20 protein-coding genes are annotated in these 17820 nt (G+C 63.6%); 7 read left to right on the top strand and 13 right to left on the bottom strand.

Features of this window, described 5'->3' with window-relative positions; genetic code table 11:
• Genes ACUXUR_RS03735 through ACUXUR_RS03725 form a run of 3 tightly spaced genes read right to left on the bottom strand, consistent with a single transcriptional unit; the run spans position 1 to position 3073 of the window.
• Positions 1 to 1302, bottom strand: a complete 1302-nt coding sequence (locus tag ACUXUR_RS03735; protein WP_445501004.1) for an HlyC/CorC family transporter — start codon at positions 1300 to 1302, stop codon at positions 1 to 3.
• Positions 1299 to 2447, bottom strand: a complete 1149-nt coding sequence (gene aroB, locus ACUXUR_RS03730; protein WP_445501003.1) for a 3-dehydroquinate synthase — start codon at positions 2445 to 2447, stop codon at positions 1299 to 1301. Before aroB ends, ACUXUR_RS03735 begins: the two co-directional genes overlap by 4 nt.
• Positions 2444 to 3073: a shikimate kinase gene (locus ACUXUR_RS03725; RefSeq protein WP_445501002.1), complete on the bottom strand. Its 630-nt coding sequence runs from the start codon at positions 3071 to 3073 to the stop codon at positions 2444 to 2446. Before ACUXUR_RS03725 ends, aroB begins: the two co-directional genes overlap by 4 nt.
• Before the next feature lie 135 nt (positions 3074 to 3208).
• On the opposite strand from ACUXUR_RS03725, the gene ACUXUR_RS03720 reads away from it, so the two are divergent.
• The gene (locus ACUXUR_RS03720) at positions 3209 to 3358 is read left to right on the top strand and encodes a histidine kinase (protein ID WP_445501001.1); all 150 of its coding nucleotides are present in this window, start codon (positions 3209 to 3211) and stop codon (positions 3356 to 3358) included.
• Positions 3355 to 4287, top strand: a complete 933-nt coding sequence (xerD, locus tag ACUXUR_RS03715) for a site-specific tyrosine recombinase XerD (protein WP_445501000.1) — start codon at positions 3355 to 3357, stop codon at positions 4285 to 4287. The genes ACUXUR_RS03720 and xerD overlap by 4 nt, the downstream gene beginning before the upstream one ends.
• Positions 4288 to 4464: 177 nt before the next feature.
• Here the strand turns inward: xerD and metW are convergent, their stop codons facing one another.
• The 3 genes from metW to ACUXUR_RS03700 all read right to left on the bottom strand — a co-directional run bounded on the left by metW (position 4465) and on the right by ACUXUR_RS03700 (position 7225).
• On the bottom strand, positions 4465 to 5112 hold the full coding sequence (gene metW / locus ACUXUR_RS03710; RefSeq protein WP_445500999.1) for a methionine biosynthesis protein MetW: 648 nt from the start codon (positions 5110 to 5112) through the stop codon (positions 4465 to 4467).
• A complete protein-coding gene (gene metX, locus ACUXUR_RS03705; protein WP_445500998.1) occupies positions 5109 to 6278 on the bottom strand; it encodes a homoserine O-acetyltransferase MetX in 1170 nt (389 codons plus the stop codon). Before metX ends, metW begins: the two co-directional genes overlap by 4 nt.
• Before the next feature lie 659 nt (positions 6279 to 6937).
• On the bottom strand, positions 6938 to 7225 hold the full coding sequence (locus tag ACUXUR_RS03700; RefSeq protein WP_445500997.1) for a GIY-YIG nuclease family protein: 288 nt from the start codon (positions 7223 to 7225) through the stop codon (positions 6938 to 6940).
• A gap of 172 nt (positions 7226 to 7397) precedes the next feature.
• On the opposite strand from ACUXUR_RS03700, the gene ACUXUR_RS03695 reads away from it, so the two are divergent.
• From ACUXUR_RS03695 to ACUXUR_RS03685, 3 genes are all read left to right on the top strand, one after another.
• A complete protein-coding gene (locus ACUXUR_RS03695; protein WP_445500996.1) occupies positions 7398 to 8237 on the top strand; it encodes a chorismate mutase in 840 nt (279 codons plus the stop codon).
• A 115-nt stretch (positions 8238 to 8352) separates the two neighbouring features.
• Entirely contained in the window at positions 8353 to 9468 is a 1116-nt protein-coding gene (gene hisC / locus ACUXUR_RS03690; RefSeq protein WP_445500995.1) for a histidinol-phosphate transaminase, read from the top strand.
• Complete coding sequence (locus tag ACUXUR_RS03685) at positions 9461 to 10411, top strand: prephenate/arogenate dehydrogenase family protein (protein WP_445500994.1); 951 nt, start codon at positions 9461 to 9463, stop codon at positions 10409 to 10411. Before hisC ends, ACUXUR_RS03685 begins: the two co-directional genes overlap by 8 nt.
• Positions 10412 to 10524: 113 nt before the next feature.
• On the opposite strand, the gene ACUXUR_RS03680 is transcribed toward ACUXUR_RS03685, so the two are convergent.
• Positions 10525 to 11574, bottom strand: a complete 1050-nt coding sequence (locus tag ACUXUR_RS03680) for a DUF2125 domain-containing protein (RefSeq protein WP_445500993.1) — start codon at positions 11572 to 11574, stop codon at positions 10525 to 10527.
• Positions 11575 to 11815: 241 nt separating this feature from the next.
• Here ACUXUR_RS03680 and ACUXUR_RS03675 point away from each other — a divergent pair, with 241 nt between their 5' ends.
• On the top strand, positions 11816 to 12352 hold the full coding sequence (locus tag ACUXUR_RS03675) for a gamma-glutamylcyclotransferase (RefSeq protein WP_445500992.1): 537 nt from the start codon (positions 11816 to 11818) through the stop codon (positions 12350 to 12352).
• Here the strand turns inward: ACUXUR_RS03675 and ACUXUR_RS03670 are convergent.
• From ACUXUR_RS03670 to ftsE, 5 genes are all read right to left on the bottom strand, one after another.
• Positions 12340 to 12738, bottom strand: coding sequence for a hypothetical protein (locus ACUXUR_RS03670; RefSeq protein WP_445500991.1), 399 nt, complete (start codon positions 12736 to 12738; stop codon positions 12340 to 12342). The two genes, ACUXUR_RS03675 and ACUXUR_RS03670, sit on opposite strands and share 13 nt — an antisense overlap.
• Before the next feature lie 96 nt (positions 12739 to 12834).
• Positions 12835 to 13605, bottom strand: a complete 771-nt coding sequence (locus ACUXUR_RS03665) for a lysophospholipid acyltransferase family protein (RefSeq protein ID WP_445500990.1) — start codon at positions 13603 to 13605, stop codon at positions 12835 to 12837.
• A gap of 182 nt (positions 13606 to 13787) precedes the next feature.
• Entirely contained in the window at positions 13788 to 14564 is a 777-nt protein-coding gene (locus ACUXUR_RS03660; RefSeq protein WP_445500989.1) for a YdcF family protein, read from the bottom strand.
• Between the two features lie 162 nt (positions 14565 to 14726).
• Positions 14727 to 15707: a cell division protein FtsX gene (locus ACUXUR_RS03655; protein ID WP_445500988.1), complete on the bottom strand. Its 981-nt coding sequence runs from the start codon at positions 15705 to 15707 to the stop codon at positions 14727 to 14729.
• Positions 15708 to 15712: 5 nt separating this feature from the next.
• Positions 15713 to 16384 carry a cell division ATP-binding protein FtsE gene (ftsE, locus tag ACUXUR_RS03650; RefSeq protein WP_047190236.1) on the bottom strand — a complete coding sequence of 224 codons (672 nt, stop codon included), beginning with the start codon at positions 16382 to 16384 and terminating at the stop codon, positions 15713 to 15715.
• Between the two features lie 325 nt (positions 16385 to 16709).
• Here ftsE and hpt point away from each other — a divergent pair, with 325 nt between their 5' ends.
• On the top strand, positions 16710 to 17279 hold the full coding sequence (gene hpt / locus ACUXUR_RS03645; protein ID WP_445500987.1) for a hypoxanthine phosphoribosyltransferase: 570 nt from the start codon (positions 16710 to 16712) through the stop codon (positions 17277 to 17279).
• On the opposite strand, the gene ACUXUR_RS03640 is transcribed toward hpt, so the two are convergent.
• Entirely contained in the window at positions 17280 to 17789 is a 510-nt protein-coding gene (locus ACUXUR_RS03640) for a TspO/MBR family protein (RefSeq protein WP_445500986.1), read from the bottom strand.
• Positions 17790 to 17820 lie beyond the last annotated feature (31 nt).

The raw sequence follows: 17820 nt of genomic DNA, 5'->3' as shown, positions 1-17820 counted from the left end.
TCAGCGCTCTCTGCCCCGCGTGGGCTGAAGCGGCGTGATCCTGAGCGCGGTAATGCGGTTGCGCGATTTGCGCAGTACCTGGAAGCGGCAGCCGTGGAAGGTAAAGATCTGACCCGTATCGGGAATGGTCTGGGCCTCATGAATGACGAGGCCTGCGATGGTGGTGGCCTCCTCATCCGGAAGATTCCAGTCCATGGCGCGGTTGAGATCGCGGATCGGCACGGAGCCGTCCACGTTCACGGAGCCGTTGGGTTGCGGCCGCACGCCCTGCACCGAGAGATCGTGCTCGTCCTTGATGTCGCCGACGATCTCCTCAAGGATGTCCTCGAGGGTCACGAGACCCATCACCTCGCCATACTCGTCGACGACGAGTGCGAAGTGGGTCTTCTTGGCGAGAAATGCCTTGAGCTGATCGCGGAGCGACGTGGTGTCCGGCACGAACCAGCTCTCCAGCGCAATCGCCTCCACCTTCAGCTTGCTCGCATCGCCACCCACGGCATCAAGTGCGCGCAGCAGATCCTTGGCATGGAGGACGCCGACGATGTTCTCCTGGCTTCCGCGCCAGAGCGGCATGCGCGTATAGGGTGAGGAGAGCACCTCGCGCACGATCTCTTCCGATGAGAGATCCGCGTTGATGGTGCGCATCTTCGTGCGGTGAACCATCACTTCCGAGACGGTGAGATCCTCGAGATCGAGTAGACCGCCCAGCATGTCGCGCTGCACCTTCGCGACGCCGCCTTCCTTGTGCAGCAGATTCACCTGACCGCGGATTTCCTCTGATGCCGAGAGGATCGGCGTATTCTCACCAATCCGGATACCGAAGGGACGCAGCATGAGGCGCACGATGCGTTCGATGGTGATGGCAAGCGGACCGAGCAGCGCCACGACCCAGGACATGGGTCGCGAGAGAAACAGCGAGACGCTGTCGGGCGACGAGATGGCGATGGTTTTGGGAAGAACCTCCGCGAACACGATCACCAGCACCGACATGATGGCGGTGGCATAGAGCGCACCGCCGTCGCCGAAGATTGCGACAAGCACGCTGGTGGCGAAGGCCGACACGCCGATATTGACGATGTTGTTGCCGATCAGAACGGTGCCGATGAAGCGCTCGCGCATTTCGAGCAGCCGGTTCACCAATCGGGCACGCTTGTCGCCGCCCTTTTCCAGCATGAGCATGCGGGCACGCGAAGCGGCCGTGAACGCCGTCTCTCCTGCCGAGAAAAAGGCCGACAGCAGAAGGCAGAAGATAACAAACAGAGCAGCAAACCAGAGGTCGCCGGAAGAGGATGCCTCGATCATGATCGCGATGCGTTGATTTCATCCGTCAGGAAGGCGCGGACCTTCCCAGCCTCGATGCCGGGAGCGATGAAGCTCTCCCCGATGCCTTTCGCCAGAATGAACGTGAGCGATCCGCCCTTCACCTTCTTGTCCTGCGCCATGGCGTCGAGCAGTTCATCGACCGTGCCGCACCCACCCGATACATGGGACAGGCGCGTGGGAAGTCCAACAGCCGCAAGGTGCGCCTCGATGCGCTCTGCCTCCGAGATCGCGCAAAGCCCCAGTGCAGCGGAGAAACGGAAGGCGAGGTTGAGGCCGATGGCGACACCCTCGCCGTGAACGAGGCGCGCGGAATCGTATCGCGTGATCCGCTCCAGTGCGTGGCCGAAGGTATGGCCGAGATTGAGCAGCGCGCGGTCACCGGTCTCGTGCTCGTCGCGCACCACGACAGCAGCCTTCGAGCGGCAGCTCTGCGCGACAGCTTCATCGCGCTCAGGGCCGCCGTTGAAGATGCCCTTCCAGTTCGCCTCGCACCAGGCGAAGAAGCGCGCATCGTCGATGAGGCCGTATTTCACCACCTCCGCATAGCCTGCCCGCATTTCGCGGACGGGCAGCGTATCGAGCAGCGCGGTATCGGCCAGCACGAGGCTCGGCTGATGAAAGGCGCCGACGAGGTTTTTGCCGTGGCGGGAGTTGATGCCGGTCTTTCCGCCGACGGACGAATCCACCTGCGAGAGCAGAGTGGTCGGCACCTGTACGAAGCGCACGCCGCGACGCACGACGGCTGCCGCGAAGCCTGCGAGATCGCCGATCACGCCGCCGCCCAAAGCCACCACGAGATCGCCGCGCTCGATCCTGGCCTCCAGAACGGCGTCGCAGACCCGCTCCAGGCTTGCATAGGACTTCGTCGCCTCGCCTGGGGGCAAAGTGATCACGGAGGCGCGAAGGCCATTGGCTTGCAGGGACTGGCTGAGGGCCTGTGCATAGAGCGGACCCACGTGCTCGTCCGTCACGATGGCTGCGGCGCGGGCGCTTAAGCCTGCGATACGGGAACCGGCCGTCTCGATGAGGCCGCGCCCGACGAGGATGTCATAGGCTCTGTCGCCGAGGGGAACCGGAACCATGATGGTGGCGGCGGTGCTGGTCTGAGCCGGTACGCTGCTCATTCGGCATTTCCCTGTTTGTCCTTGTCGAACCATTCGCCCAAGGCCTTGACGATGTCGGCCACCACGCGGTCATGGGGCGCCTCGTGCGAATCGATGGTGAGATCCGCCAGGGCATAGACCGGGTGGCGGATCTCCATGAGCCGGCGCATGGTGCCTTCCGGATCGGGATTGCGCAGCAGGGGCCTCGTGTCGCGCTTGCGGACACGGCGCATGAGCACGTCGAGGTCGGCCTTCAACCAGACCGAGATGCCGTGCTCGGCGATGTTTCGGCGGGTTTCCTCGTTCATGAAGGCTCCACCGCCGGTGGCCAGCACCATCGGGCCTTCCTGGAGGAGGCGGGCGATGACCCGGCGCTCCCCGTCCCGGAAATGCTCCTCCCCATGGATGGCGAAAATGTCGGGGATCGTCATGCCGGCGGCCGCCTCGATCTCGTGATCGGCGTCGCGGAAAGGCAGTTTGAGCGTCTGGGCTAATCTGCGACCCACCGTGCTTTTTCCGGCGCCCATGAGCCCGACGAGCACAATCGACCGCATGCCGAGCTGGCGGCTGATCGGGTGGCCGCGCCGGCGATTTTCAGTCTGCCCGCCAGCTTCATCGAGCGGATTGAAGCGGCTGATATTGTTCATGGCCCTGTCCTAGCACGGGGCTCCGGCTCTGGCATAGGGCGCTTATGGTGTGACGTGTGGAATGTAACCTATGGTTAGGTCTTGCCTTTGTGGCTTATGCATGGTTCTAGCGGAGGAACAGTCAAAGAGGCTCCCGTGCCCACATTGTTCCGGTTTCTCCTCGTCGTTGCCGTTCTCGCGGGCCTAGGCTTCGCCGCCATGTTCGCGCTCGCGACCTTCGTCAATCCCGATCCGCGTGAGATCACGGTGCCCGTTCCCACGCAGCGGACGCCCTCGTCCTCATGAGCGGCGTGCGCCAAGCCAGTCTTTTCCTGGACATGCTTGCCGCCGAGCGCGGCGCCTCCAAGAACACGCTCGATGCCTATCGGCGCGATCTCGACGATTATCTCAGCTATCTCAACGAGGCCGGGGCCCGGCCTGACAATGCCTCCGCCGCCACCATCCGCGGCTTCATGGCCAGTCTCGAAGAGCGTGGCCTGAAGGCGAGCTCGGCCGCCCGCAGGCTCTCCGCTGTCCGCCAGTTCCACAAATTCCTTTACGTGGAGGGCTATGCCCCCGCCGACCCTACCGCGGCCGTCTCGGCGCCGAAGCGGGGCAGGGTGCTGCCCAAGGTTCTCTCGGTCGATCAGGTCGACCGCCTTCTGCAGGTCGCTCATGAGGGTGTTGCCCGGCCTGAGGCTTCCCCCGCAGAGCGCCTGCGGGCCGCCCGCATGGCCTGTCTGCTGGAACTCCTCTACGCCACCGGGCTTCGCGTCTCCGAGCTGGTCTCGCTTCCCCGGAGTGCGGCCAAGACCCGCGACCGCTTCCTCGTGGTCAAGGGCAAGGGCGCGAAGGAGCGCCTTGTCCCTCTCACGGATGCCGCGCGGGACGCGGCCCGCGCCTATCTTGCCTTGCTCGAAGAACAGGGGAAGACAGGCGGTTCCTGGCTGTTTCCGGCGGACAGCGAGAGCGGGTATCTCACTCGTCAGGCTTTTGCCCGTGACCTGAAGGCCGTCGCCGCTGCAGCGGGCTTGCGGGCCGACAAGATCAGTCCCCACGTGCTGCGTCATGCCTTCGCGAGCCACCTGCTCCAGAACGGCGCTGACCTGCGCGTGGTGCAGGAGCTGCTCGGCCATTCCGACATCTCCACCACGCAGATCTATACCCACGTCCTGGACGAGCGTCTGAAGAGCATGGTCCGCGACCTGCACCCGCTGTCATCGGGAGACGGATAGCACATTCTGTCATTCCGGGGCGAGCGAAGCGAGAGCCCGGAACCCATAACCGCAACGGTTCAGAAGAGGGCGGCTACGAAATCAATCGTCCTGCCATCGTCGTGGTTATGGATCCCCGCCTTCGCGGATGACAGCAGAGATGTTCGAGCTGCTTCGGAATGACGGAAACGGAATGCTTTACCGCCGCTTCAACAGAAACACGCCCTGGTCGCCGAGCAGGTTCCACACCCACCAGGGCAGGCTGACCTGCATGGGCTTGCCGCCCGCATTCAGCGCAACGGCTTTTTCCATCTGCGCGCCGACCTCGCGGCACAGTTCCACGAAATCGCGGATGGTGCAGAAATGGATGTTGGGCGTGTCGTACCAGGAATAGGGCAGGTTCTCCGTCACCGGCATCCGGCCCTTGAGCGCGAGATCCACGCGCACGCGCCAATGGCCGAAATTGGGGAAGGAGACGATCGCCCGCCTGCCGATGCGCAGCAGGTGCTCCAGCACGACGCGCGGCTGGCGCGTCGCCTGGATCGTCTGCGACAGGATCACGTAATCGAAGGCGTCATCCGGATAATCGGCGAGGTCCGTATCCGCGTCGCCCTGGATGACGGGCAGGCCCTTGGCGAGGCAGGCATTCACACCGTCGCGGGAAATCTCGATGCCGCGTCCGTCAACGTTCCTGCGCTCGCGAAGGAGCGACAGCAGGGCGCCGTCGCCGCAGCCCACGTCGAGCACGCGGGAGCCGGGCTCGACCATATCGGCAACGAGCAGAAAATCGAGGCGATGGCCGGTGACATTGTCGGTCGCCGGAAGGGCAAGGCTCGATGGGCTCATGCGATCCCCCGCACGCGTGCCGCCGCATCGATGAAGCCGCTTGCCGCCGCAAACATGGCGGGCTCGTCGAGCAGGAAGGCGTCGTGACCCTTGTCGCTCTCCACTTCCACGAAACCGACGGATGCGGCGGCGGCATTGAGCGCATGCACGATGGCGCGCGAATCCGATGTCGGGAACAGCCAGTCGGAGGTGAAGGAGATCACGCAGAAGCGCGTGGCCGAGCCTTTGAAGGCTTTTGCCAGCGAGCCGCCATGCTCCGCTGCGAGATCGAAATAATCCATCGCGCGCGTCACATAGAGATAAGAGTTGGCGTCGAAACGCTCGACGAAAGAGATGCCCTGATAGCGCAGGTAGCTCTCGATCTGGAAATCGGCGTCGAATGAGAAGGTCGGCGCGCTGCGGTCCTGGAAATTGCGTCCGAACTTCCGGTGCAGGGCCATCTCGGACAGATAGGTGATATGCGCGCCCATGCGCGCGACGGCGAGACCTTTCGAGGGGCGTGTGCCCTCGAGCAGATAGCGCCCGCCGCGCCAGTCGGGATCGGCCATCACGGCCTGGCGGCCGACCTCATGGAACGCGATGTTCTGGGCCGAGTGGCGCGCGGCTGCCGCAATGGGCAGCGCGGCAAAGACACGGGTGGGATAGCTTGCCGCCCATTGCAGCACCTGCATGCCGCCCATGGAGCCGCCGATGACGCAGAACAGGGATTCGATGCCGAGCCTGTCGATCAGAGCGGCCTGGGCCCGAACCATGTCGCGGATGGTCACCACCGGAAAGTCCAAGGCATAGGGCTGCCCGGTCGCCGGATCGGTCGAGGCCGGGCCCGTGGTGCCCATGCAGCCGCCGATCACGTTGGCGCAGATCACGAAGAAACGGTTGGTATCCACCGGCTTGCCGGGGCCGACCATGGTCAGCCACCAGCCAGGCTTGCCCGTGACGGGATTGTCGTTCGCCACATGCTGGTCGCCGGTGAGCGCATGGCAGATCAGCACGGCGTTCGACTTCTCGGCATTGAGCGCGCCGTATGTCTGGTATGCGATCTGCCAAGGGGCCAGCGCCACCCCGGAATCCATCATCAAAGGCTCATCCGCGCCAAAGCGCATGACCAGGCTCGACGGGTCGTCGGCTTGGCTGCGCGCTTCCATGGAGAGGGGGGACAATGTCATGGGTGATGGTTACGTTCGGTTTTCCGAACAACGGGTACTTCGGGAAGGTCGAGCCGTCAACGAACATGAGACCCGGCATTATGCTTTCGGTTGGAGGAACGGGCGCGATGTCAAAGAGCCTGCGGGCGCGCGGAAACGTCCTCGCGGCGTGTCGGCCCGAGGGTGTGGGTCGAGGGGGGCGCGAGGAGCGGTCCGGCTCGATCTTGGAAGTGAAGCGTGGAACCGAACGGCTCCTCGCGCACGGCTTCTTTAGGCGGACAGGCGGCACCGGCTCCGTCAACCGCCGCAAGCGGACACCGCAGCGGTCGCTTCTCGACCTGCGGGCGGCTTGTGACCGATCCGAGCCCGACTTGCACAGCCTGGGCCTCCCGTCACCGGAGGCTGCGTTGACCTCCCGCACGGGACCGCTCCCGACCCCGCAGTCACGACGCCTCGCGAGCGCGCCCCCGGCAGGTCAGGACAGATGCAACATAGTTCAGATTAGGACCGAAGTCAAGAACAGAGTGAGAACATCCTTGTCCGCTCGCTGCCGCCGCAGCCTTCGCCGTCGCTCGTCATCCCCGGGCTTGTCCCGGGGATCCACGTCTTTGGAAGCGCTGCGGCTCTCAAGACGTGGATGGCCGGGACAAGCCCGGCCATGACGAGGGGCTGAATGGGGCCTACATGTTCAGCGACCCGTCGAGATCTGACCAATCGGGGTTCATGTCCTCGATCAAACGGATCTTCCAATCGCGCCGCCATTTCTTAAAGCTCTTTTCGCGTGTGATGGCCTCGTCGATGCGTTCGTAGGTCTCGTACCAGACGAGACGCGTCACGTCGTAGGTCGCCGAGAAGCCGGGAATGACCTTGGATTTGTGCTGCTCCACTCTGCGCGGCAGATTGCTCGTGACGCTGAGATAAAGTGTGCCGTGGCGGCGGCTGGCCAGCAGGTAGACGGAGTATGTCATCGCGCCATTCGAGCAGCTTCGGTTGTCCAGATTAAAGTCCTGCCGTCGATGGCCGATGTCAATCGACTGTAAAACGTCTCCACTGACTGTCCGGGGCACTTGCTGTTATTGCCGGGGATGACAAGCGGCTTCAAACCGGCCAAAGAAGAGGCTCTGTTCCAGGATTGAAGCCATGACCGCCGAGAAGCCCGTTCCGTCCCTTGCCGAGCTGCGCCAGGAGATCGACCGTATCGATGAGGCGATGCATCGGCTGCTCATGGAGCGCGGTACCATCATCGACCGGCTGATCGAGTCCAAGAAGGCTTCCGAGACGGGCCTCGCTTCAGCCTTCCGTCCGGGCCGCGAGGCCTCGATGATGCGCGCGCTCGCCGAGCGCCACCAGGGCCTTCTCCCACTTGATACGGTCGAGAGCATCTGGCGGGTGATCATCGGCACCTTCACCTATGTGCAGTCAAACTACTCGGTCCATGCCGACGTGTCGGGGGGCGATGCGCCCATGCGCGACTCGGCCCGGTTTCATTTCGGCTTCACGGTGCCCTACATCACCCATCCGAGCGCGGCGGCGGTCATCGAGGCCGTGGCGAACTCCAGGGGCGATCTCGGCATTTTCCGCCTGGATCAGGGCGCGACGAGCGGTGCCTGGTGGCGCACCCTCACCGAGAGAGGCCGCCCGAAGATCATCGCGCGCCTGCCCTTCATCGAGCGGCCGGATCATCCGGCGGGCACTCCGGTCTTCGTGATCTCCAAGCCCCTCACCGATGCCGCCGTGCGCGACGTGGTGCTCTATGCGGCCCAGTTCGAGCGCTGGCACAGGGGTGCGAACGAGGCGCTGACGCGCCTCGGCGGCGAGGTGGTGGCAAGCGCTGCCGATGCCAACGGCCTCTCCGAGCTCATTGCCGTGCCCGGCATCGTGGAGGCCTCCCGCCTCCATCAGGAGCTGACGGAAGCAGGCGCGAGCCTCGCTCAGCTGGCGGAAGTCGGCAGTCATGCCGAACGTTTCCACGTGAAATAAAGATCAAGCTGCGTTAGAGCATTCCCCGGCGAAGCGGGTACCGGTTCGCCGATGAGGAAACGCTCCAAGCCAGGAAGTCTCATCCCGAGTTTTTGTTGTTCAGGAAGTCTTTGACATGTCCGTTCGTCCCGAACCCCGTCCCGGCGTGATGAAGATCGACGCCTATGTGCCCGGCAAGAGCAAGGCCGCAGGGGGATCGAAGGTCTATAAGCTCTCCTCGAACGAGACGCCGCTCGGTCCCTCGCCGAAGGCGATCGAAGCCGTGCGGAACGCGGACCATTTCGAGCTTTATCCGGACGGCTCCGCCACCAAACTGCGCGAGGCCATTGCGGCGAAATACGGGCTCGATCCCAACCGCATCGTCTGCGGAGCGGGTTCCGACGAGCTGCTCTCGTACATCACCAGCGCCTATGTGGGCCCCGGCGACGAGGGCATCTACAGCGAGCACGGATTCCTCGTCTATCGCATCGCGATCCTCGCTGCCGGCGGCACGCCCGTGGTCGCGGCGGAGAAGAACTACCGCACAGATGTGGATGCGATCCTTGCCAAGGTGACGGACAGGACGAAGATCGTCTTCCTCGCCAACCCCAACAACCCGACCGGCACCTATATTCCCTTCGACGAGGTGAAGCGGCTGCATGCGGGTCTGCCGCCGCATGTGGTGCTGGTGCTCGATGCGGCCTATGCGGAATACGTGCGCCGCAACGATTACGAGTCAGGGTTGGAACTCGTCGCCACCGCCGAGAATGTGGTGATGACGCGCACCTTCTCGAAGATCTACGGCCTTGCGAGCCTGCGCATCGGCTGGATGGTCGCGCCTGCGCATATCGTGGATGCGGTGAACCGCATTCGCGGTCCCTTCAACATGAACGGTCCCGCGATGGCCGCCGGCATCGCGGCGGTTCAGGATGACGCGCATGTGGCGAAAGCCGCCGAGCATAATGCGCAATGGCTCGACTGGCTCACCCAGGAGATCGAGGCGCTTGGCTTGGAAGTCACGCCGAGCGTTGCGAACTTCCTGATGATCAACTTCCCTGAAGAGTCGGGGAAGACCGCGAAAGACGCGGACGAATTTCTCTTGAGCCGCGGCCTGATCCTGCGCCGGATCGACGCTTACGGTCTGCCGCAGGCTCTTCGTCTCACGGTCGGCAGCGAGGAGGCGAACCGCCTCGTCGTCGAGGCTCTGCGTGATTTCATGAATGGGGCCAGGAAGGGAGCTCAGAATGCCTGAGCGTCTTGGGCCTCCTCTCGATAAGCCGCTGTTCGACCGCATTGCCCTGATCGGTCTCGGCCTGATCGGGTCGTCGATCGCGCGGGCGGCGAAACATCTCAATCTCGCCGCGACCGTCGTTGCGATCGATCGCAGCGAGGAGGTGGTGGCGCGCGTGCGCGAGCTGACCATCGCGGACGAAGCGACGACCGATTTCGTCTCGGGCGTGAAGGATGCGGATCTCGTCATCCTCTGCGTGCCGGTGGGCGTGTGCGGCGCCGTGGCTGAAGCCATGAAACCGGGCCTGAAGCCTGGCTGCATCGTGTCGGATGTGGGCTCGGTGAAGGCCTCCGTGATCGCGCAGGTTCAGCCGCATCTGCCGGAGGGCGTGCATTTCGTGCCCGCGCATCCGGTGGCGGGAACGGAGCATTCAGGCCCCGATGCAGGCTTTGCGACGCTCTTCCATAACCGCTGGTGCATCCTGACGCCGCCGGAAGGCACGGACGAAGATGCTATCGAGCGCGTGCGCGCCTTCTGGGCGGCCATGGGCTCGAATGTGGAGATCATGACGGCGCAGCACCATGATCTCGTGCTCGCCATCACCAGCCACGTGCCGCATCTGATCGCCTACAACATCGTGGGCACGGCGGCGGATCTGGAAACCGTCACGCAGGGCGAGGTGATCAAGTTCTCGGCCGGCGGATTCCGCGATTTCACGCGCATCGCCGCTTCCGACCCCACCATGTGGCGCGACATCTTCCTGCACAACAAGGAAGCGGTGCTCGAAATGCTGGGCCGCCTCAACGAGGACATCGCGCTGCTGGCACGCGCCATCCGCTGGGGCGAGGGCGACAAGCTGTTCGATCTCTTCACCCGCACCCGCGCGATCCGCCGTGGCATCATCTCCTCAGGCCAGGAAACGCCGGAGCCCGATTTCGGACGCAGGCGCGAGGACAAGGCTTGATATCGACTTCCGTCATGCCCGGGCCTGTCCCGGGCATCCACGTGTTTATGGCGCAGTGGTTCTTAAGACGTGGATGGCCGCAACAAGTGCGGCCATGACGATGTTAACCGCATTCAATAAAGCGGCTGCAGCCTCACATTCGGGATCACGAAAGGTCCCATCGCGAGAAACCCGTTGTTGAGGGTCAGCGGCGGCAGGGTTGCAAGCTGCGGCTGTCCATTGGTCTTTTCCGGAGCCCGCTGGTTCTGCCCCAGCAACGCACCGAGCAGCGCGCCGCCCGTGCGGTTGCCCGTGACTTTGCCGATGAGGCCGTCGAGGCCGGCCGCGGCCAGGCTGAGCTGGCCCGCGGGTCTGTGCTCCTCGTCGAGGTTCAAGCGCCCCTTCGCCTCGATGCGGCGCGGACCTTTGGCTCCGGACAGCATCAGAATGTCGAGCGTGCCGCCCGCAATGCGCCAGCGCTCGAGTTCTTCAGCAACCGGACGGCCCTGAAAGCCGACGACCTGGGTTGCCGTGAGATCCGCATTCAGATCCGTCGGCTCCGCGCCGCCGATGAGCGTATCAAGCAGCGGAATGCGCGCCTGCTTCACGAAAATTGCCGTATCATAAGCCTTCTCGGAGGCTCGCGAGGGATTGGGGCGCAGATGCAGTTCGAGACGCTCGCCCGATGTTGCGATCTCCTGCGGCAGAAGCCCCGTCACATTGAACTTAGGGGCGTTGGCCGCAATCGAGAGGCGCTGCAGGCCCGTTGGCGAGGCGTGAATGCTGGCCTGCATCAGTTTCCACTCGCCCTGCACATTCACCTTGCCGTCGCTCGCGCGTAACGGTCCCGCGATTTCGGCGATCACGAGACGCGGCTGGTACACCTGAGCGATGGCTTCCGTCCGTCCGAACGATGCCGTCACCGCGCCCTGCTTCAGATCGAGCGTGTTGCAGATGATCTCGATGCGGAACGGATAGCCTGCGACGGTGCGGTCCGTGCAGGTCCATTGCCAGCCCTTCTGTGCTTCCGCCGCAAGCCATGCGTCGAGCGACTCGGCCGCGCGGTTGCGGATGACGAACCAGGCTACGCTCCAGGCAATGGCGACGAGAAGCAGCAGGACGAAAGGCGTGTAGAGCCAGAAGCGGCTACGGCGCCTGTTTTCCGTGAGGATGGCCTCAGCCATGCAAGATCTCCTGTTGTGCTGCTGCTTCGTAACTGTTAGCGCATCGTGCGGAAAAGTGGACCCGGTTTTCCGCAAACGACGATGCGCCAGCATAAAGCGTAAGCATCGGATGAATCCCAAAAGTGCAAGTCCACTTTTGGGTCCGATGCTCTAGCGCCCGTGGGAAAAGTGGAGAACACGTGTTGCGTGATGGCAGTGCTCCTTAAAGAGCAAAGCAGGCAAGGTTCGGGCACGACAAGTGATGATGGACGGGTCTGACGATCTGTGGGTTTTCGGCTACGGCTCCCTCATGTGGAGGCCAGGCTTTCCCTTTGTCGAACGCCGCCACGCTCATCTTCACGGCTATCGCCGCGCGCTCTGCGTTCTCTCCCATGTCCATCGCGGAACGCCTGAGAATCCGGGCCTTGTTCTCGGCCTCGATCGCGGCGGGCGCTGCCACGGGGTTGCTTTTCGCGTGGCGAGGCAGGAGGCTCAGGCGACGGTGCACTACCTGCGCGAGCGCGAGCAGGTGACGAGCGTCTATCTGGAGCGGCATCTGCCCGTGCGGCTCGACGACGGCAGGGCCGTGACGGCCCTCGGCTACGTGGCCGACCGCAGGCATGAGCAATATGCGGGCAATCTCTCCTTCGACGAGGTGCTGGCTCTGGTGCGGCAGGGACAGGGTATCTCCGGCGCCAATCCGGATTACGTGCGCTCGACCCACGAGCATCTTCTGAGCATGGGTGTCGTCGATCCGCTGATGCAGCGGCTCGTCGAGGCGCTCGATCAGGAGGCCTGATCGGCGTTCTCGCGCAGATCCGCCAGGATCTCGCGGCGGCGTGCTTCCGTATCGGCGAGGCGGTGGATATGGAGTTCCGAGGCGCCGCGCTCCCGCACCTTTTCGAGCCAGCGGGTCCGCGTCTCCGGGCTGGGCTCAGCGCCCGCGAGCACGGAATCGACCACGTGACCGGTGCCGCCTTCGTCACGGTGGACCGCCAGGATCACCGCATCGGTGACTTCCAGTAATTCGCTCAACTCAAGGGGATGCACGCCGACGATGTAGCGGCGGCCGGACAGGCCGCGCCATGAGCTCAAGGTGGAGGAGGAGCGAAGCCCCGCCGTTGCCCGTAAGCGTTCCTCGCGCACGCCAGCCCTCCGCATTCGGTCGTTGCGGAGGTCCCGCATGGCCGTATTCCAGGATATGGTTCGTTTGTTCGCCATATGTTCTTATATGTAGGAAGGACGAGACGAACCGTCAAGATGCTGGAAAGCTTAGCAATATCAAACTTTTGAGGCCGACACGGCCGCTTTCTCGGCCGAATCGCTCAGGCCCAGCTCCCGCCGTCCCTCGGCCAGCAGCCGGTCGGACGCTTCCTCGATCCGCTCCTGGGCGAGCCTGAAGAACTCTTCACGCGGCAGTCCGGGAGCGATGGGGTCGAGAATTTCCACGCGGATCGTGCCGGGGCGGCGGATGAACTGGCGGCGGGGCCAGTAGAGACCGGAATTCAGCGCCACCGGGATGCAGGGAAAGCCGAGATTGCTGTAAAGATGCGCGACGCCGTACTTGTAGGCGGGCGGCGCTCCCGGTGGGCGGCGCGTGCCTTCCGGAAAGATAATGATCTGGCGGCCATGCTGCGCCTCTTCCTTGGCCCGGGCCGTCATCTGGAGGAGGGCCGAGGATCCCGCCTTGCGGTTCACCGGAACGCAGCCTGCTTTCCAGAGATACCACCCGAAAAAGGGAATCCACATCAACTCCCGCTTCAGGATGAAGGTCGGGTCGTCGAAAAGGGTCACCAGCGCGAAGGTTTCCCAAAGGGATTGATGCTTGGCGGCGACCAGGGCCCCGCCAGCCGGGATCTTGTCCCGTCCGCGAACATCGATCCTGGTCCCGGCCAGAACCCTCAGGAGCCAGAGAGACGAATGCGCCCAGGCTTGAGCGAGCCTGATGAATGTCCGACGCGGCACCAGCAGGCCCGGAAGGAGGATGATCAGCCACAGGATGAGATTGGCATAGAAGGCAATGTTGAACAGCAGGGAGCGAACGAACAGCATGGCTTCCTAAAAGACGTAAAAAGCGGAGCATGCGGCTCCGCGGGTGGCGCACCTTAATCGGTCTTGGCGCAAGGCTCTAGAGCAACGGACCCAAAAGTGGACTTGCACTTTTGGGGACGATCCGATGCTTCATCTTTCTAGGAAGCATCGTTGGAAGCGGACCTTCGGTTCCGCACGATGCGCTAGCGCCAGGATGTCCGGACGTTCGCCTGCCGGCTCGGAGCGCCGCCGCTGATGATGTGGGCGACCGAGGAACTCTCCGGATCCTCCTCGAAGCGGGTACGAACCCAGACGGCGAGGAACTTCAGGTATTCCGTCACCAGAATCTTGGCCGTCGCGGGATTGTGCCACCACTCGTGCGGATCGATGGTGGCTGCGACGGGATAGGGGATCTTCTGCAGGTTCGGCAGGGCGTGGTCGAGTTCCACCAGCATGCGGGGCATGTGGTAGTTGGAGGTCACGACGATGATGGTGTTAAACCCGTTCGCTTCCGCCCAGCGCCGCGTCTCAATGGCGTTGCCGATTGTGTTGCGGGCCCGGTAATCCAGATCAACGCAGCAATCGAAGAGCTGACGCTGGCCGGGATTGAGGCGGGAGATCTGATCGCGGTTGGTTTTCTCATTGACGCCGGAGATCAGGAGACGCTTGGCGTAGCCTTTCGCCAGGAGGTCGATGGCGTCACCGATGCGCTGCGCGCCGCCTGTCATCGCCACGATGCCGTCGGCACGCGTCTCGGGCGGCTGCTCGATGCGGTCGATGCTGTAGACGAAGGCGAGAAAACCGAGGAAGCCGATCAGACAGAAAGCAGCAAAGCTCCAGGCGCCGGCGCTCAAGAGCCGCCGGGTCAAGGACCTCTTGGTCGGATGCGTCGGAGCGCCAGGCATCGTCCAGCCCCAGCCCAAGGCTTCAGCGGGTTCCATGGCGCTCGGCGTCGCCCAATTGTGCGTTCGCGAGGTCATCTTGGGCGATGATAGTGGAGAATGCGGCAATGGAGAGGCAGCCCTCTTTTCCCAAAGGTAAGCTAGCGCATCGTTGTATGCGGAACCGGAGGTCTGCGTCTGCGACCCGGAGGGCCGCGCTAGCGAAGAACCGAGACCCCTCTTCCGCACGGTGTGCCAGGATCAACCATTTCCGTTAAGAAAACGTCTCACCGTCAGGCGGGACACGATGCCCGTGATCAGCGCCACGAGGAGTGCGATGAGCATGACGACCACATAACCTGTCCAACTGATGCTGAACGCCCCGAACAGAGCCTCGATCTGGTCGCCCGCCGGACTTGCCCGCCAGGAGCGGGTGATCAATCCCAAGATGATGATGAGAACGAGAGCGCCGCTCGCGCCGATGGCGCTGCCTCGAAGGCCCAAGCGGAAGAAGCGGCGCTGGAACTCCTTGGCGATGAAGTCGTCGTTGGCACCGACGAAATGCAGCACCTCCACCACTTCCTTGTTGCCGGCCATGGCGCCGCGCGTGGCGAAGATGACCGCCAATCCCGCCGCGACGAGAACGAGGGTCACCAGAAATACGCCCGTGGCAATGATCGTATTGGCCATGGTCGAGAGGCGCGAGACCCAGAGCGCGTGATCGTCCAAGGTCGCGCCGGGCACTTCCTTCTGCAGGCTTTGCTTGAGCGGGGCGAAATCGGGCCGCTCATCGTCCTTGAGCTTGATCACGATCAGGCGCGGCACCGGAAGATCCTTGAAGTCGAGGCCGGTTCCAAGCCACGGCTCCAGAAGACGCTCCGATTCCTCCTTCGTGAAAGCTTGCGCCTGTTCCACCCCCGGCGCCTGGCGCGCCAACGTCACCGCGCGCGCCACGTCGTCGTCGATGGAGCGCTGGGGATTGGGACGGATCTGGATGGTGACCTCGCGGGCGATTTCCGAGCGCCACTGGGCGGAACTGGCGGAGACCAGTTCCGCGCCGCCCGCGCACAGGGCAGCAAGGAAGGTGAGGATCGCGATGACGGCGGCGAGAGCCTGACCGCCGGCGGAGTCGACCGGCACGAGCGGCGCGTTGCGGCTCAAGGAGGCGGGGAGCGTTCGCTTCTCTCCTCCCTGCGGCTTCTGGGCCGCGGCCTTCCTGAGGCGGGGTTGCGGCGCGTTCATCCGGCTCACTCGTCGATATGCAGCCGGCCGTCGCCGAGCACGAGGCGGCGAACGTTGAGCTGGTCCATGAGGCTGAAATCGTGCGTGGCGATGACCACCGACGTTCCGAGCCGATTCAGTTCGATGAAGAGGCGCAGCAGCCGCCGGGCGAGGGAAGGGTCCACGTTGCCGGTGGGCTCGTCGGCAAGCAGCAGGTCCGGCCGCACGATGAGCGCACGGGCAATGGCTGCGCGCTGCTTCTCACCGCCCGAAAGCACGGGCGGCAGCATGTGCATGCGGTCCCCCAGGCCTACCCAGCGCAGCAGCTCGACGACCTCGGCGCGATAACTCGCCTCCTCCTTGCCTTGGACGCGCAAGGGCAGAGCGACATTCTCGTAGGTCGTGAGGTGATCGAGCAGGCGGAAATCCTGGAACACCACGCCCATGCGGCGGCGAAGGCCGGTCAGCTCGTTCTTCGAGATCTTGGAGACATCCTCTCCGAAGAGCGAGATCAGCCCGCGCGTCGGCTTCACCGAGAGCAGGATGAGGCGCAGCAGCGTGGTCTTGCCCGCGCCCGAGGGACCCGTGAGGAACTGGAAGGAATTCGGCTCGATCGAGAAGGTCAGGTCGCGCAGAACCTCGGGCCCCATGCCGTAACGCACGCCCACATTCTCGAAATGCACGGCCGGAACGGCCATGTCTTCATCGAATTCCTCTTCATAATAGGCTCTCACGCGCGCCCGAACCCTCCTGAAGCAGCGACAAAAGTGACCGACCGGACAGGTCCGGCCACAAGGCGATTCGTTCCGTTATCGCCCCGCCATGGTTAGCAAGCCATAAACTTGCGGGGCATGGACGGAAAGCGAAGCAGTCGCGGAACATTGCCGCAGGATCGGTCTGAAGCGGCTTAAGCGTCCGATTTTGCCGTGAAAATCGTGAAGTCCGTTTGACTTCCGCGCTCCGCCATGGTCGTGAAGGGAGAAGCCTTCAAATGCTTCCACTTGTTTTCTGGACAGATTGACGATGACTGCTTCCCACCGCATCCGGGTTCTCTTCGACGAGGAGACCATCGCCAAGCGCAACGAGGCGCTGGCGCAGGAAATCGCGAACGCCAAGCCTGAGAACCTGCTGGTCGTCGCCGTGCTGAAGGGAAGCTTCATGTTTGCGGCGGATCTGCTCCGGGCCCTGCACCGTGCGGGCCTCAGCCCCCAAGTGGAGTTCGTGCATCTCTCCAGTTATCTCGACGGCACCGTTTCCTCAGGCAACGTCACGATCCTGCGTGACGTGGAAAGCGACGTGCGCGGCCGCGACGTGCTGCTCGTGGATGATATTCTCGAATCCGGCCGCACGGTCACCTTCGCCAAGGACCTGCTGATGGCCCGCGGCGCCAAGAGCGTGAAGACCGCCGTTCTCCTGGAAAAGCCCGGCAAGCGCGCCGTGTCGATCGATCCGGACTATGTGGGTTTCACCTGCCCCGACGTGTTCGTGATCGGCTACGGCATGGATGTCGCCCATTCCTACCGCCAGCTTCCGTTCGTCGGCGTTCTCGACCGCCACGACACGAACCCGGATCTTTTCGACAAGCCGGAATGATCAGCTGTTGAGCTGCCAGACCACGCCGTTCAGAAGGGTCGCGTAGGCAACCCAGGCGAGATACGGCACGAAGAGAAGAGCGGCGATCCGATCGAGCCTCCAGAATGCAATGATCGTGGAGAGGATCGCCACGATCAGGGCGGCGATGACGATGAGACCCGCCAGGGGGCTCTGTGCGCCGAAGAAGGCGAAGGACCAGAGTGAGTTCAGCGCGAGCTGCACGAAGAAGAGCGCTGCCGCCGCTGTCCGGCCGGGCAGGTTCTTCGGCAGCGAAAGAATGCGCCAGAGCGCATAAGCCATCAGCACATAAAGGGTTGTCCAGACGGGTGCGAAGAGCCAGTTCGGCGGCGTGAATCTGGGCTTGGCGAGATCGGCATACCAGGTTGGAATCTTGGCCCTCGTCACGAGCCCGCCGGCGACGCTGACGGCCACGACCGGCGGGACGGCGATCAGGAGCCGCCAAAGCGGCGGCGTTGCATGGCTGCCCGGCACAGATTGATCTGTATGCATCGTCGAAATCCCTTTATGAGGTGCGCGTCTT

The sequence above is a fragment of the Microvirga medicaginis genome (genome assembly GCF_052658925.1).
This window is presented reverse-complemented; position numbering and strand designations above follow the sequence as displayed.